Below are 15,047 nucleotides of genomic sequence, written 5' to 3'. Positions count from 1 at the left end.
GGGATGACATTATAGCTTAAAGGCTAAAGCTTTCGCCCAGATAAACCTCTTTAACTTTCTTACTATTTGCTATTTCTTTGCTACTTCCTTCCAATAACACTTTCCCCTCGAAAATAACATATGCTCGGTCAACTATATCTAAAGTATCACGCACGTTATGATCAGTAATTAGAATACCGATATTGAATTCACGCAAGTAAGTAATTAGATTTTTGATATCGGAAATAGCCAGCGGATCAATACCGGCAAGTGGTTCATCAAGCATGATAAATTTTGGCTCTATTGCAAGCGATCTTGCAATCTCAAGCCTGCGTCTTTCACCGCCTGATAAGCTAGCAGCCGATAGATCCTTTAAATGTATTATAGAAAATTTTTCTAGTAAATTATGAGTTTTTTGTTCAATTATTTCTTTATCATTTTCAGATATTTCAATTATAGCTTTAATATTATCTTCAACCGATAAGCCGCGAAAAATTGAAGGTTCTTGAAGAAGGTAACCAATACCTAGCCTTGCTCTTAAATAAATCGGCAAATTAGTTATATTAATATCATTTAATAATAACTGTCCGGAATCTGCTTTCATTAAGCCAATAATGATGTTAAAACAAGTTGTTTTACCAGCCCCGTTTGGACCAAATAGACCAACTATTTCGCCTTGTTTGACATTAAGAGATATATCACTTAATATGGTTCTCTTTTTATAGGATTTTGATATATTTTTAACTTGTAAGCTGTCCATTTAATTTATTTTCTTACTATTTTTATTAATAATATCCACATAATAAATAAGTTTATTAGTTTTTAAAATATTATTATTACGTTCTAATACAACATTACCAAGTAAAATAAGTTGTCTATTATCTAAAAAATATTTTCCTGAATCTGCTAATAATAACTCATTATTAATTTTTTTCTCAACACTCAATTTAGTTGGAACAACTATATAATCAATGGTTTGTTTATTATCTACTGTTTTATAAAAAATATATAATTCTTCAGTTCTAAGTATTGCATTATCAAAATAAACAACTACATTTCCAAGGTATTCTGCCTTTTGTTTAACTCTATTAATGATTAAAGTATCAGATGTGATATGTAAGTTTGAAATATCTTTATCATCAGCATATGTTGAGATACTAATAGTAAAGAATATTACAAGTTTAATAATCCGATAGATCAATAGTTGTGTAGACATTGCCTTTAAAAATTATAATATTATTGTCGTCTTGCGTGTTAAAACTATCTGAAGTAATAGTAGAGTTTTTATGAAATAATGTAGCAGGAGAATTGCTAATTATACTTTTATTTATTAAATCAATTCTTGCATCATTAGTGTCAAATATCATATCTTCAAAATAAAATTTTACATCATTTTTTAAATCTAATATATGCGACTCTTCGTTTAAAAACCCTTCTTTTGCATAAACAGTAACTGATTGGTTTTGATTTACGTTATATATGCCGTTTATTATATCTAATTTATACTTGTTATCCGAATCTTTTATAGCTTGCTCAGCTTTAACTAAATAGCTATTTAAATTTTTATCTACCCCCTCAAAAACTGAATCTTTTAATATAATATTATATTTTAAATCAAGATTTTTTTCTGGAGCTTTTTCTACAATATTAGTATTATTTTCTTCGGTAGGGTAGCTACTTTTAACTAATATATATCCTGCATATAAAATTCCAAGTGTAATTAGGAAATAAGTAAATTTCCAAAATTTTTTCCGTCTTTTATAAGAAGAGGGCATATACTAATTGACTCCTGCTCGCAATAAATCATGTATATGAGTAATGCCTATAATGATATTATTGTCAACAATGGGTAAATTAGTAATATTTTTAGCTTTCATTAAATCTAAAACTTCTTTTGCAAATATTTCAGATGAAATATATACAGGATTTTTAGTCATAATATCTGAGGCTGTTTTTAAATGAATTTGATCGTTAATATGACGACGTAAATCACCATCTGTTATAACCCCTACTAAATTCTTAGCTTTATCTATTACTAAGGTACAACCTAAGCGTTTTTTATTCATAACAATTATAGTTTCAGCAAAAGGTGTATCTTCATGCACTAAAGGTATTTGGTCACCGCTACGCATTAAATGTTTAATTTCTGTCAAATTAGCCCCTATGCTACCGCCTGGATGATATGACTTGAAATCATCCTTAGTAAAACCTTTTACTTCATGTATGACAGTCATTAATGCATCGCCAAGTGATAGCATTATTAAAGATGAAACTGTAGGAGCTCCAATTATTGAGGCTTCTGAATATTCAGGCACTATAAGTAAGAAATCACTATTTGCAGCTAAAGTAGAATTTTTATTCATTGTCATTGCGGCAATTTTTACAGAAAAATCTTTGCAATATTTAATGATGTTAAATAATTCTTTAGTTTCACCGGAATTAGAAAGCATAATTACTAAATCATCTTTAGTAATCATCCCAAGATCCCCATGGCTTGCTTCCGCTGGATGTATATAAAAAGCTGGCATACCAGTTGAAGAAAAGCTTGCGGCTATTTTCTTTGCAATATAACCACTTTTACCTATACCAGTTAAAATTACTCTTCCTTTAAAAGATAGTAAAAACTCTACAATTCGGTTGAAATCTTCAGGGATATATTCAGATAGCTTTTTTAAAGCACTAGCTTCACTAGAAATTACTCTTTTAGCAATATTCTGGTAATTGTTTATAGGGTTCATTGCTTTTATAGTTGTTTTATAAAAATCGTCATTGCGAGGAAAAACTGTAAGTTTTGTACGTGTGCAATCTTAGGAGACAGATACTACTTCCTGAGATTGCCGCACTCTCTACGTTCGCTCGCAATGACGGTTATTATCAATTAAAATATTTACGTTCTGTAACTACTTCAGTCGTTTCAGCATTATTATCTTCGTTCCAAGCTCTTTTTTTACCATTTTCCCGTTTTTCAGGTTCTTGGTGTTCTTTAGGACTATTTTTTGGTTTTGGGCTTGCTGAAGATTTATCTTTCTCAGCATTTTTAATAGTTAGTTTTGCTTTACCTTTATTATCGAACCCGATAAGCTTAACTTTTACTATATCGCCTTGCTTTAAAATGCTGCTAACTGATTCGATTCTTTCTTCGGCAATTTCGCTAATATGAACAAAACCATCTTTATTGCCTAGATAATTAACAAAAGCACCAGAATCTAATATTTTCATCACTGTGCCGTTAAATACTTCACCTATTTCAGGTTCAATAGCAATAGCCTTAACTTTATCTAAAGCAACTTTTAGCTTATCCTTATCCGGAGCATAAATAGAAACTGTGCCATCATCGCTTATATCAATTTTAGCACCGCTAGTTTCGCAAATTTCCTTTATTACTTTACCACCAGGACCGATAATATCTCTGATCTTATCCTTATCAACTTTTAAAGTAGTAGTAGATGGAGCGTTTTTGCTCATCTCATTATTTGGTTTACTAATAACTTTATTCATTTGCTCAAGTATATGCAAACGTCCTGCTCGTGCTTGCTCTAAAGCTATTTTCATTATGTCAAAATTTACACCAGATATTTTAATATCCATTTGTAAAGCTGTGATACCTTCGCTAGTACCTGCAACTTTAAAGTCCATATCGCCAAAATAATCTTCATCGCCAAGAATATCAGATAATACCGCAAATTTTTCTTTTTCTTTAACAAGCCCCATAGCAATACCTGCTACTGGTGCTTTTATTGGAACACCAGCATACATTAAAGCAAGTGAGCTACCGCAAACTGTTGCCATTGAAGAAGAGCCATTAGATTCGGTAGTTTCTGCAACTACTCTAATAGAATAAGGGAACTGTGTTTTAGTAGGTAATACCGGATTAACAGCACGCCAAGCGAGTTTACCATGCCCAACTTCACGTCTTCCTGGAGCTTTCATCGGCATTGCTTCATTAACAGAGTAAGGTGGGAAGATATAATTAAGCATAAAGCGTTCTTTATATTCACCCTCAAGGCTATCAATTATTTGTTCATCTAAGCTAGTTCCAAATGTGCTACTTACCAAGCTCTGTGTTTCGCCTCTAGTAAATAAAGCTGAGCCGTGAGCACAAGGTAATAATCCAACTTCACAAGTAATTTGTCTTATATCTGTTGTAGTACGTCCATCTATACGTTTATTTTTTTGTAAAATATTACCACGTAATACATCTGATTCAACAGATTTTAAAGCTGATTCGATTTGGTAATTATTATATTTTTTACTTTCTATATCATCTGCAAAATGCTTAAGTACTTTTTCAGGTATTAGTTCTAAATTAGTACTACGTTCTTGTTTAGATTTAATCGCAAAAGTTTGCTCAATTTCTTTTGCAAATAATTTTTTAATTTCATTCTTTAATTCAGCAGGATATAAATCTTGCATTTCAAGCTTTGGTTTTTTAGCTTCAGCTGCAAGTTCTTTAATAATATTTACTACTGGCTGGAAACTATCAAAGCCAAATTTTACAGCAGCAAGCATTTGCTCTTCAGAAAGTAAATGTGCTTCTGACTCAACCATCATTACAGAGTCGTTTGTTCCTGCAACAACTAAATCAAGCTGGCTTGTCTTTAATAAGTCAAGTGTTGGGTTTAAAACGAATTCCCCGTTTATTAAGCCTACTTTACTTGCAGCAACTATTTCTAGATAAGGTGCAGGTGAAAGGCTAAGTGCAGCGGAAGCACCGATAATAGCAAGTATATCAACTGGTGTTTCAGGATCATATGAAAGAACAGTGCAGGTAACAAATGTTTCATTAACAAAAGCAGGGTGGAACAATGGTCTGATCGGTCTATCTATCAGACGTGATACTAAAACTTCCCGATCTGATGCTTTGCCCTCACGCTTAAAAAAGCCGCCTGGTATTTTACCAGCAGCATATGCCATTTCTCTGTAATTAATTGTTAGAGGAAAAAAGCCAATACCTTCTTTTGCTTTGGCAGCAGTTACTGCTGTACATAGTAGTACAGAATTACCCATTTTAACGGTAACTGCTCCATCAGCTTGGCGAGCTATCTTGCCGGTACTCAGTTCAAGAGTTTTTCCGCCCCATTCAACTGTTTTAATTATCTCATTAAACATCTATATATATCTCTTAATTTGTATTTTAGTGTTTTGCATCATTGCGAGGAGAAACTGTAAGTTTCGACGCGGCAATCTTAAGAATCTTATGCTTTTTCATGAGATTGCCACGCTCATTTCATTCACTTAGCTCAGACGCTTTGGTATCCACGCATGGATGACATAAATTTACTTAATTTTTCTAATACCGAGCTTACTTATTAAATCTAAATACTCGCTTACATTTTTTTTCTTTATATAATTAAGTAATCTACGGCGGCGTCCGACTAAGATTAATAACCCTCTTCTTGAGGTATGATCTTTATGGTTAGATTTGAAATGCTCAGTTAAATTATTGATCCGCTCAGTTAAAATAGCACATTGTACTGCACTTGAGCCTGTATCATTATCATTTATAGCATAATTTTTAATTAATTCTTGTTTACGTTCTTGTGTAATCGACATCGATAATTTCTCCTTATTAGTCTATTGCGTTAAATTAAATACTCGTAAAGAATGGAAGCAATTCTTATTTAAGCTACCAATTGCAAGCAAAGCACCTTTATAGCGAACCCACATAAAATCTACGTTTTTATCATAATCAAATAGGCATTTTTGACCATATTTAATTTTTTGTGCTTGCTCGTCGTTAGCATCAAGAACCAGGATGTCGTCCAGTATTGCTTCTATCTTTATATTTTTTTCCTCAAGGGAAAGTTTGGTAATATCATTAGAAGAGTCAATTCGAATAGAATTTTCTTCTTTAAATATTCCAACTTGAGTACGGCGTAATTCTATCACAAATCCTAAACTTTGCAAGGACAATGCCAAATCTTCTGCTAAAGTCCTTATATAAGTACCTTTTGAGCATTCAGCGTAGTAAATAGCAGTAGCATTTTGTTCATCGTAATCAAGACATTTTAGATCATAAATTGTTATATTACGTGGTTTTAGTTCTACTTCTTTACCATCTCGTGCTAATTTATATGCTCGTACTCCATTAACTTTAAGAGCAGAAAAAGCAGGGGGGGTTTGTGTTATAGTACCAATAAATTTAGAGCATATGGCATAGGCACTTTCTTTCGATGGTATAAAATCTGTTGTGGCTATTACTTTGCCGGCATAGTCACCGCTATCGGTTTGCTTACCAAATTTTACGGTAAAAATATAGGTTTTTTTAGCGTCAATCAGCATTTGCACTAATTTTGTAGCTTCACCTATAGCAAGAGGCAGTACTCCTTCTGCCTCGACATCTAAAGTGCCGCTATGTCCTATCTTAACTTTACCAAGTACTTTTTTTATTATACTAACAAGTTTAGCCGAGCTTATTCCTTTAGGCTTATAAACATTTAACCAATAACTATTCATACATTATTTTTCTGAAATGAAGAATTATATACGAAGATCAACTTGGAAAAGAGTAATCGGTCTGTAAGCCGAGGACCGAAGCGTATCACTTAATACGTGAGGACCGGAGGACTTGCAAAGATAACGTAGCCAATTTTTCAAGTTCAACGAGTATATACTTGACGTGGGTTTAAAAAATCTATAATATATAATTCTAGCCAATTAGGTTAGACAGAAATCAATGACAATTAACCAAAATAATTCAAACCATACTTTTTCAAGTCATAATTTAGATAATTCCCCTCGTAAAATCAACAAGTTAATAAATAAATTTTCAGACTATATTTGGCCAATAAAACGCCAAGAGCTTTCTAAGTTTTTATTCATTACTTTGTTAATGTTTTGTATTTTATTTATTCAAAATTTAATCAGAGCATTAAAAGATAGTATAGTTACTACGATGATTGGAGCGGAAACAATTTCCTTTCTAAAGTTCTGGGGAGTTATGCCTTGTGCTTTTTTAATGACGGCTATTTATGTAAAGCTTGTTAATAGAATGAAAGCAGAAAATATATTTTATCTGATCATTTCAATATTTTTAGCATTTTTTGCCCTCTTTGCTTATGTTATTTTCCCAAATCACGAGATATTACATTTAAGTCCAACTACTGCTCAAAATTTAATTACAAGTCTGCCAAACTTAAAATGGTTTATTTTGCTTTTATCGAAATGGAGTTTTTCTCTATTTTATATAATAGCTGAATTATGGCCAAATGTAGCTTTTGCACTACTTTTTTGGCAATTTGTAAATAATATAACTACTGTTGAAGAATCGAAAAGATTTTATCCTTTATTTGGATTACTTAGCCAAACAGGGATTTATTTAGCAGGACAGTTTTTAGAAAATTTAAGTCATATTAATGAGTATGTAGCCGCAAAATTTTCACTACAGGCATCTTTTCATACTCTTTCCGTGCAGATTATATTAACTATAGTATTGATTCTAGGGATAGTAGGTATTAAAACTTTTTGGTTGCTAAATCACAAAGTGCTAGATAAAGAACATATGGCATTGTTGCGTTTTAAGGCAAAGAAAAAAACCATGACAATTGCCGAAAGCTTTCAGATGATCCTTTCTTCCAGACATATTAGATTAATTGCAACTTTACTTATTTGTTATGGTATTGCTATAAATTTAGTGGAAGGACCTTGGAAAGCAGCAGCTACTAAAATATACAAAACCCCGACTGAATATGTTGCATTTATCGGTAATTATTTAAGTTATACGGGAGCGTTTACTATTCTTTTTGTTGTACTTGGCTCAAATATAGTTAGAAAACTCGGTTGGTTTACGGCAGCTATTATTACTCCTATAATAGTTTTTACTACAGGTATATTATTTTTTACTGTTAATAATTTTGAAAACTCTGCTGGTTTGATAGTAGCAAGTATTATCTTAACTGATCCGGCTTTAATTGCTATAACTATCGGTGCTATTCAAAATGTACTCAGTAAATCAAGTAAATATACCTTATTTGATTCAACAAAAGAGATGGCTTATGTGCCGTTAGATAAAGAAATAAAGATAAAAGGAAAAGCTGCTGCTGATGTGCTTGGTACAAAACTTGGAAAATCAGGAAGTGCATTTTTACAATCTTTAGTTTTTATTATTTTACCTTCTGCAAGTTATCAATCTATTTCCATATGTTTAATGTTTATATTTATAATCACTTGTTTAATATGGTTTTGGGCAGTAAAAGAATTAAACAAAGAATATAAAAAATCTGTTAAACTTTCTCAATAAAAAACAATTTTTTTCTTGCTATTACTAGCAAACTATTATTAGAATTAATGTAATTTAAAATATAGCCTGGAGGTTTTATGAGTAAAGATCCTAATGTAGAAGAAATTATAAAGGAGTTTGATCCAATAGCAAATAAAGAGTTCACTGAAGCAGAAAAGCAAGAACAAACAAGACAGGAGCAAGAGTTGTTTGAGTCTGAGGGAGATAGTATTTTTTTTAGTAGTACTGATACTACACCTGCTACTGCCACTTCAACATCTTCGCTTTCGGCTAGTGCTTTAGTAGGAGGTATATCAGGAGATGGCTTTATAGATCCAATAACTGAAGCTATTCGAAAAGAAATTCTGGAAAAGCAGCATGATTTAATAAGAAATCAGTTACTAAAAGAAAATGCAGAAAATCCTGATCTGAAACCTAATTTTGAAAATGACGAAAAATTTAGAGATTTTTTAAGAACTTTGAATGAAGATCCAAATAAAAGAGAATTATACGATAAAGCTTTAGAAAATCCTGATCTTAAAAAGGGATTAGAAAATATAGAAATAGCAGGCTATAAGAATGTTCATGCATCACATAGTGCAGAAGTTTATCGTGAAAATAAAATTAAAGAAGAACAAGAAGAGTTATTAAGAAATTATCTTAATAATGATCCTGCTTACTCAGAAGAAGCAAAAGATAAAGAAAAATTCAGACAATTTCTAGCAAACCTTAATGCAGAGGAAAGACAAGGCTTATATGATAAAGCTTTATCTAACGAGCAGTTTAAAGGGCAATATGAAAACATTAGACAAGAATATGCCAATAAATATGTTGGTGGATTTAGGTCAATGCAATGGGAAAATCAAATAAGTGCAGGTGATCTTAGATCAACAGTAATTAAAAATGATGCTGGTGAAGAAATTTGTACGTTAGCCGAAAAAACTCATAAAACTGCCCCGATGACTGTCTATAAGCAGGATGGTACTCCAGTTACAGTTAATTCATATAGAACGATAGACTTTCCTACAGACCTTGAGGGCAAAAGTGGTACGATGCATTTATCGCTTGTTGCACAAAATAAAGAGGGTAAATCTAATAATGCACTCCGTTTTACTGCTCACTATGAAGCAGATCCGCATCCTGATGGTACTCCTAAACTCAAAGAAATAAGCTCACCGCAACCTATAAAATTTATGGGAAAAGATGAAAATGCAGTAGGTTATATAGAGCATGGTGGAGAAATTTATACGCTGCCTGTAACACGAAGCAAATATGAAGCCATGATGAAAGAGGTTGCAGTAAATAAAGGGCAGGGCGTTGATGTCTCACAAACTATAGACCAAGATATTTATAGAGTTCAAGGAGGTGAAAAATCTGTATCTTCACAACAAATAGATCCAGCAAATGAAAAGCCTATTGAAACTAAAAATACAGCGATACCTGAACCTCAATCGGGGATAGCTTCCAATCAAGTGCCTCCTATAACACCTTTTAGTTCAGGGCAAAAGCCTGGGGTTTCACAAATACCACAACCACAACAAGTTGAGATTTCGCAGCCACAACCACAATCACAAGATATAGTTGATGCAGCAACAGGCTTATCGCAAGCTATGCAGAATTTATTAAATCAGTTAAATAAAGATTTAAAAAATGAAAATGAGCCAGCTGGTTTAATCGGTGAGGTAGCAGAGAAAATCTTAGGAGAGAAAGAAGCAAGCGTCGACCAAAAACAAGCAGGAATTAATACTTTAGCTGAAAATGTATTAGGTAATAAAGAGCTTCCTGAAGAGGTAAGGATAGAGGGTTTAGGTAAAATATTAGACACAATAAATAATGATAATGTTTTATCAGAACCAGAAAAAGCAAAATTGCTTGGAGGAATAACATCTGTTGCTCTAGATCAAGATAGTTTAAGTCAAGCTGCTAAAAAACAAATAGTAGAAAAGATAACTGACTCTGCTTTAGAGCTTAATACCTCAGATGTAAGATTGCATGCTATTAATGGCATAACTGATGCTGTATTAGATAGTAACCTGAATAAAGACGAAAAAGGAGAGATATTTGAAGTAATAAGCAATGTAATAGAAGCTTCTAAGCATGATGCTCAAGAAAAAAGTCAATTAAAAAGTGATGTACTAGATAAAGCTAGAGAAGCAGGAATTCTAAGTCCAGAGCAGCAACAATTAATGCAGCAAAATTTAGATAAAATTAAAGAAAAGCAAGCAGCAGAAGAAACAATAAAGAAAGTACAGGGTATTTTATATGATCCTTTATCTGATGCTGTAAAAAAGACGGATGCAATAAAAACTATCACTACAGATGTTTTAGATGGTCCAGCTAAAGCGGAAATAAAAGGTGAAATAGTTGAAGGTATTACAAAAGAAGTTGCTCAAAGTCCTTTAAGTATTAAGGATAAAGTAGGTATTATTGAGGTTGTGGGTGAAGCTATAGCTAGTCATAAAGACATGTCTATACCAGAGAAAGCTACTATTGCTTCATTTGCAGAAGATGGAATTGTAAAAAGCACAGCTGAGCTGAAAGATAAAGAACTAATAACCAAGGGCTTGATAGATGGAATTCATAAGGGTATAGGAAATGAAAGTCCTGAAATAACTCAAGGTGTTGTTAAAAGCATTAAAGCTAATGCTGTACCTGAAGAAAGATCTGCTCTTGAAAATATAGCAAACGAAGCAATATTAGAAAGGGAAATGCAGAATTTAACTCAAGGGTTAAAAGGACAAAATCTAGAACAAGATAAACCAGAGAAAGATATAGTTAAAGCTGCAAGAGAAACAATGGAGGCTTTGGGAAATCTTAATAAAGCTGCTGAGCCTGGATTTGAAAAAGGACCTGTTGATGATACATCAAAACAACAAACAGAAAAACCTATAATATCTGAACAAGAAAAAGTTGTACAAGAAACTTCAAATATGTTAAGCGATGTATCTAATTTTGTAAGTAACAAAGTTGATAAACTACGTAATATTCTTTCTGCCAGTGGTAGTAACTTTAAAACTAATGAAGAAAAGAAAGCTGAATCAGAAAAGCAAGCTAAAGATTTAACTGAAAAGTTTAATGAAAAATCTTCTACTAAAGATCAGTTAGATTTCATACAGGCTAATTTAATTGATAATAAAGATTTATCTAAAGATGCTCGTTTAAAAGCTATAGATAATTTATTACAAGAACAGGTGGAAAAAAGAGGGGCAGCTGTTTCAGGACAATCTCAAGATAAAACAGAAGATGTAAGAACTTTATCAGGAAAGTCTGAATTAAAAACTGTAAGTAAAGATGAACCGGATATTGAAAGAGCTAAAATGGTTGTAGGAAAAGATAAAGTTAATATTAAGGATAATGTCCAAATTATGGCAAAATTGACGGATGCAAAAAATGCTATACAGTTAGAAAATCCTACAATATCCAATGTCAAAGCTCCTAATGGCACTAAAAAAGGACAATCATTTCCATGATGTAAATTTATTAACGTTTGTGTATGGGTTGCCTCTGTGAATTGATTTTTCCGTCATTGCGAGCGAATGAAATGAGCGTGGCAATCCAGAAAAGATAATAAAAAATGCTATAAATTAGCATTTTTTAGCTGGATTGCTTCGTCAATTACTTCGTAATTTCCTCGCAATGACATTATCATTCATCCCTCTTATAATTTAAAATGGCATAATCCTTAGTTATAGCGGGAAAGAAATCTTTGTTGAAAGGTAATAATTCGGTTGTTTTATCTAAAAATTCTACTTCTATTATATCACCAGCACCAAAATTGAGGATATTTTTAATTTTACCGATTTCAGTATGGTTACTGTCTAATACTGATAAATTATTTAAATCGGTTATATAAAACTCGTCTTCTTTTAGTTTTGGCAAACTTGAACGTAAACAAAATAATTTATAGCCTTTTAAATTTTCTGCTTCATTGCGAGTAGATATATCATTAAATTGGCAAATTAATTCACCTTTAGAATTTTGTTTAATTAGATTAATATTTACTTTCTCACCTGATTCGTTTACTAATTCCCTTTCAGTTATTTTTATAGCAGGATCGGTAAAAGATCTTAAAATTACATGTCCTTTAATCCCATGACATGATTTTATTACACCGACTAGAATTAAATTTTCTAAGGAATTCATTAATTTACCTTTAAATTTTGCTAGTTATATATAATAATATATTTAAATAATTTTTTATAGATATGATAAAAAAAATAATTGCTGGCATAATAATTTCTTGCTCCTTATTACTATTTCTTTTTTTTGGTGCATTGTCTCTAGTTAATTATAATTCTGTTGCGAGTAATTTCACTAATCGCTTAGGAATTGCCAATGAGAATATCGGAAAAATAAAAATAAATAAATTCCCAATACCTTATTTAGCCATTGAATCAATAAAGGAAGAGGGAAAAGTAGATTTAGAAGAAGTTAAAGTCTATTTCTCAGTCTGGTCACTTATAAAACTTAGCCCTCAAATTAGTAGGTTAGAAATATTAGACGCTAAGATCTATGCAGATTCTAAGATGCTCAATATTTATAATAATGAAGAGCTAATAGATAAGTTTTTTAAATATAAACTGCAAAATATAAATCTTAATATTACAAACCTCAATATTATTAATAAACAAGATTATTCCATTTTAAATTTTTCTAATTGTTCATTAAAAAAGGAAAATTTAGCATCTAATTATATATTTAAAACTACAAATAACGAGTTAGGCATAATTTCAGGCTCAATTAATAAGAGTGAGAATATAGTAAAGTTTAGCTTTGATATTGATAATAAAGATTATAATTTTAAATTGTCGCAAGTTTATAAGGATTCTAAACTTGATAGCGGTAATGGTGAATATAATATCAAAAACCTAGCGTTAGCAATGTATAACATACTACCGGATTTAAGCCATATTTTAAATAAGCTGAATCAAACAAGTGTAGTAAATGTTAAGTTTAACATTTTAAATTCAGAAGATGCAGTAGAGCTAAAAGATATAGTTGTAGAATCACCATTTATTACGGGGGGTGGTGCTATTAACATTGCTAAAAATGATAATACTACTGGTACTGTTAATTTAAATTTTTCTAAAATAGATTTAAATTCAATAGTTTCTTCAAATGCTCCGGTAACATTTAATACTGCTCCATCGAATATTAGATTTATTTTTGCTGATAAGTTGCTTAAAATCAATATTGTAATTGATGAAGTAATTTTAAGTAATAATAATACATTAGAGAAAGTAACGTTTACTTCTAGCTTATCAAAAGGTACTTTAAAAATAGATGAATGTTTAGGAAGTATTAAACCAGATGGTGAGTTCAAGCTTCTAGGTAATGTAACGCAGAATTCTATTAGAAGTATGTTTGATGGACAAATATATTTAAAGCATAACGATTTTAATTCGTTACTAAATATATTAGGATTTGCTGATATCACAGTTAAAGATGCTATACCATTTACTCTATCGTCTGAGTTAAAACTAACCTTAATAGATTTATTTTTTAAAGATTTATTGCTAAAAACAGATAATTTAAGTTTATCAGGGAATTTTTCTGGTAAATTTATTGCTCAAACACCTCATTTAAATGCTACACTTAGTATATCTTCGCTTGATTTAACAAAAAATAGTTATCCAGTAATTTCACCTTTTATCGAATTTGTGCAAGGCTTGACTAAGGATATGAAGAGCCTAGATTATCCAAGTAAATTTATCCCAATTAGAACAAATCCTTATACAATTAATTTAGATATTTTAGTAGATGGTGTTAAATATAATGATCAAATCTTTGATAAGATGAATCTACTTGCTAAAATTTCACCAGCTAGTGTAAAAATTAGTAATCTAGATTTAAAAACAAATAATAGCTACTTATCAACTAGCTGGAATTTGGATGCTTCTAGCGTATTACCATCTCTAACTGTCGAAATTAAAGATGGTAGTTTAAGTACTGATTTATTATCACCTGCAAAGTTACTTGATTTAAGAAATAAATTAGTAAATGATTATAGTTTAGATAAAGTTACGTTACAAATATATGGTAATTTATCTAGCTTGTCGCAAAATGATTTAGTACTAAAAAATGTTAAATTCTATGCAGTAAATAATAATAATTTACTACAATTCAATAATATTGAAGCAGAACTATTAGGTGGTAAATTGCAAGGTAGTGGTAATATTTTGTTAGATCCTTACTCTCTTAATTTTGTATATGCATTAAATACTATAGATTTAGATAAGGCTTCAGCACTCTTACCTAAAATATTTGCTGCTTCAGAAGGTGAAATAAGTATTAGCGGTAGTTTTTCCACTAACGGCAATACTCTGCAAAATCAACTATATAACCTTACTAGTAAATCACAATTTGCTATAAATGTTATCACGGTTAATAACTTTAATATTGATTCTTTCATACAGAAAATTAATAATTATGATTATAATGCATCGAATCTTGATAAAGATATAAATAGTGCTATAACGACAGGACAACAAAGAATTACGGGTATAAGTGGTAATATTGACTTACAAAAAGGCATTGCTCTTTTAAAAGATATAAATTTTGTCACGCAATATAGTACAGGGGCTGCATCTTTCGCAGTTAATATATATAATTTTGATATGGATTCATCTAATATTCTATCTTTTTATATTCCGTCTAGCCTTGTTAAATCTGATCCAAAAAATACTAGTTCTAATGCAGATAAAAGTATTTTAAGCAATCTTAGTTTGAAAATACAAGGAAATATGTTTGCTCCTAAAAAGACCTTTAATAGTAGTGAATTAAAAAAATTGCTAATACCTCAGCAAACAACTACAGAAGAAACTAATTTAGTTAACCATTAAAAATAAAA

The 15,047-nt window shown here is 31.0% G+C and carries 11 protein-coding genes; 3 read left to right on the top strand and 8 right to left on the bottom strand.

The window, feature by feature from the left end; translation table 11 throughout:
- Nucleotides 1–16 precede the first annotated feature (16 nt).
- The 7 genes from lptB to truB form a co-directional block, all read right to left on the bottom strand.
- The gene (gene lptB, locus AAGD49_RS04725) at nt 17–739 is read right to left on the bottom strand and encodes an LPS export ABC transporter ATP-binding protein (protein WP_341788141.1); all 723 of its coding nucleotides are present in this window, start codon (nt 737–739) and stop codon (nt 17–19) included.
- Nucleotides 740–1,195 (bottom strand): LptA/OstA family protein, encoded by a 456-nt coding sequence (locus AAGD49_RS04720; RefSeq protein WP_341788140.1) that lies wholly within the window; start codon nt 1,193–1,195, stop codon nt 740–742. It abuts the gene before it with no gap.
- Nucleotides 1,161–1,754, bottom strand: coding sequence for an LPS export ABC transporter periplasmic protein LptC (gene lptC / locus AAGD49_RS04715; protein WP_341788139.1), 594 nt, complete (start codon nt 1,752–1,754; stop codon nt 1,161–1,163). The genes AAGD49_RS04720 and lptC overlap by 35 nt, the downstream gene beginning before the upstream one ends.
- Nucleotides 1,755–1,757: 3 nt before the next feature.
- Nucleotides 1,758–2,717: a KpsF/GutQ family sugar-phosphate isomerase gene (locus AAGD49_RS04710; RefSeq protein WP_341788138.1), complete on the bottom strand. Its 960-nt coding sequence runs from the start codon at nt 2,715–2,717 to the stop codon at nt 1,758–1,760.
- 136 nt (nt 2,718–2,853) lie between these two features.
- On the bottom strand, nt 2,854–5,088 hold the full coding sequence (pnp, locus tag AAGD49_RS04705; protein ID WP_341788137.1) for a polyribonucleotide nucleotidyltransferase: 2,235 nt from the start codon (nt 5,086–5,088) through the stop codon (nt 2,854–2,856).
- Nucleotides 5,089–5,256: 168 nt separating this feature from the next.
- Entirely contained in the window at nt 5,257–5,532 is a 276-nt protein-coding gene (gene rpsO / locus AAGD49_RS04700; RefSeq protein ID WP_011477440.1) for a 30S ribosomal protein S15, read from the bottom strand.
- 21 nt (nt 5,533–5,553) lie between these two features.
- Nucleotides 5,554–6,435 (bottom strand): tRNA pseudouridine(55) synthase TruB, encoded by an 882-nt coding sequence (truB, locus tag AAGD49_RS04695; protein ID WP_341788136.1) that lies wholly within the window; start codon nt 6,433–6,435, stop codon nt 5,554–5,556.
- 220 nt (nt 6,436–6,655) lie between these two features.
- Here truB and tlc4 point away from each other — a divergent pair, with 220 nt between their 5' ends.
- Together tlc4 and AAGD49_RS04680 are read left to right on the top strand one after the other, a co-directional pair.
- Nucleotides 6,656–8,218 carry an NTP/NDP exchange transporter Tlc4 gene (gene tlc4 / locus AAGD49_RS04685; protein ID WP_341788135.1) on the top strand — a complete coding sequence of 521 codons (1,563 nt, stop codon included), beginning with the start codon at nt 6,656–6,658 and terminating at the stop codon, nt 8,216–8,218.
- A 77-nt stretch (nt 8,219–8,295) separates the two neighbouring features.
- Nucleotides 8,296–11,667 (top strand): Sca4 family spreading effector, encoded by a 3,372-nt coding sequence (locus AAGD49_RS04680; RefSeq protein WP_341788134.1) that lies wholly within the window; start codon nt 8,296–8,298, stop codon nt 11,665–11,667.
- Between the two features lie 175 nt (nt 11,668–11,842).
- Here AAGD49_RS04680 and rimM read toward each other — a convergent pair whose 3' ends face one another.
- Entirely contained in the window at nt 11,843–12,340 is a 498-nt protein-coding gene (gene rimM, locus AAGD49_RS04675) for a ribosome maturation factor RimM (protein WP_341788133.1), read from the bottom strand.
- A 62-nt stretch (nt 12,341–12,402) separates the two neighbouring features.
- Here rimM and AAGD49_RS04670 point away from each other — a divergent pair, with 62 nt between their 5' ends.
- Nucleotides 12,403–15,039 (top strand): AsmA-like C-terminal region-containing protein, encoded by a 2,637-nt coding sequence (locus tag AAGD49_RS04670; protein WP_341788132.1) that lies wholly within the window; start codon nt 12,403–12,405, stop codon nt 15,037–15,039.
- The last annotated feature ends 8 nt before the right edge of the window (nt 15,040–15,047 follow it).

Origin of the sequence: Rickettsia endosymbiont of Lasioglossum villosulum (genome assembly GCF_964026455.1) — a bacterium.
Taxonomy (GTDB): Bacteria; Pseudomonadota; Alphaproteobacteria; order Rickettsiales; family Rickettsiaceae; genus Rickettsia.
The sequence above is the reverse complement of the archived record's forward strand: the minus strand, read 5'-3'. Positions and strand labels throughout refer to the sequence as shown.

Bases quoted from the DNA above. Each gene is read 5' to 3' on its own strand.
- lptB (WP_341788141.1), bottom strand. From the start codon at position 739: ATGGACAGCTTACAAGTTAAAAATATATCAAAATCCTATAAAAAGAGA.
- AAGD49_RS04720 (WP_341788140.1), bottom strand. From the start codon at position 1,195: ATGTCTACACAACTATTGATCTATCGGATTATTAAACTTGTAATATTC.
- lptC (WP_341788139.1), bottom strand. From the start codon at position 1,754: ATGCCCTCTTCTTATAAAAGACGGAAAAAATTTTGGAAATTTACTTAT.
- AAGD49_RS04710 (WP_341788138.1), bottom strand. From the start codon at position 2,717: ATGAACCCTATAAACAATTACCAGAATATTGCTAAAAGAGTAATTTCT.
- pnp (WP_341788137.1), bottom strand. From the start codon at position 5,088: ATGTTTAATGAGATAATTAAAACAGTTGAATGGGGCGGAAAAACTCTT.
- rpsO (WP_011477440.1), bottom strand. From the start codon at position 5,532: ATGTCGATTACACAAGAACGTAAACAAGAATTAATTAAAAATTATGCT.
- truB (WP_341788136.1), bottom strand. From the start codon at position 6,435: ATGAATAGTTATTGGTTAAATGTTTATAAGCCTAAAGGAATAAGCTCG.
- tlc4 (WP_341788135.1), top strand. From the start codon at position 6,656: ATGACAATTAACCAAAATAATTCAAACCATACTTTTTCAAGTCATAAT.
- AAGD49_RS04680 (WP_341788134.1), top strand. From the start codon at position 8,296: ATGAGTAAAGATCCTAATGTAGAAGAAATTATAAAGGAGTTTGATCCA.
- rimM (WP_341788133.1), bottom strand. From the start codon at position 12,340: ATGAATTCCTTAGAAAATTTAATTCTAGTCGGTGTAATAAAATCATGT.
- AAGD49_RS04670 (WP_341788132.1), top strand. From the start codon at position 12,403: ATGATAAAAAAAATAATTGCTGGCATAATAATTTCTTGCTCCTTATTA.